The organism is Amycolatopsis mediterranei (assembly GCF_026017845.1).
Classification (GTDB): Bacteria; Actinomycetota; Actinomycetes; order Mycobacteriales; family Pseudonocardiaceae; genus Amycolatopsis; species Amycolatopsis mediterranei.
This window is the reverse complement of record NZ_CP100416.1, coordinates 5,250,634-5,251,534: the sequence shown is the minus strand read 5'-3', so window position 1 is coordinate 5,251,534 and position 901 is coordinate 5,250,634. Positions and strand designations below refer to the sequence as shown.

Sequence of the window (901 nt, the reverse complement as noted above, 5' to 3'; positions counted from 1 at the left end):
TTAGACCACATCTCATTTGGGGTTGTTGTGGGTGAGCAGGTCCAGTTTGATGGCTCGGCGGTAGCAGATCACCGCGCAGGCGAGTTGGGTGAATGCGGTGAAGTGGGCGGCCTTGCGTTCGTAGCGGCGTGCCAGCCTGCGAAACCGGGAAACCCACTCCAGGGTCCGTTCGATGACGTACCGGTGGCGGCCGAGCCGTTTGGGCGACTCGATGCCCCGGCGGGCGATCCGGGCAATGATGCCGCGCCGTCGCAACGCCTTTCGGCAGGTCGGGTAGTCATAGCCCTTGTCCGCGTGCAACTTGCGTGGTCGGCGACGAGGCCTGCCGGCAGGCCCCTTGACCGGGACCACGGCATCGACGACGGCCTCCAGTTCGAGGTGGTCGTTGCGGTTGGCCGCGGATACGCCCACCGCCAGCGGGAGACCACTGCGGTCGCTGATCGCGTGGATCTTGCTGCCGCGTTTGCCCCGGTCGACCGGGCTCGGGCCGGTCAGGTCCCCCCTTTGACCGCCCGGACGTGCATGCCGTCTACCGACGCGCGTGACCAGTCGATCGCCCCGGCCGAGCCGAGCAAATCCAGCACCGCCTGGTGCAGCCGGGCGAACACCTCCGTCTCGACCCACTCGGTAAACCGGCGATGCGCGGTCGGGGCACTGACCCCGAACGACGCCGGCAGCGCTGACCAGGCACATCCGGTCTGCAGTACATACAGGATGGCCGCCAGCACCACACGGTCATCCAAACGCCGCCGACCACCGCCCTGGTGGCGTTGCGGCGCCTCGGGCAGCAACGGCTGCGCCAGCAGCCACAACGGCTCCGGGCACCACTTCTCCACATCGTCCATCGTTGATCAACGATATCGCCTACCTTGCAACACGCCCAAACGAGATGCGGTCTTAG

General features: G+C 66.9%; 1 protein-coding gene. It reads right to left on the bottom strand.

Features of this window, described 5'->3' with window-relative positions; genetic code table 11:
• Positions 1-12 precede the first annotated feature (12 nt).
• A protein-coding gene (locus ISP_RS23635; protein WP_200876229.1) for an IS5 family transposase occupies positions 13-845 on the bottom strand; the annotation gives its coding sequence in 2 pieces (ribosomal slippage) (positions 13-497 and positions 497-845; 834 coding nt in all).
• Positions 846-901 lie beyond the last annotated feature (56 nt).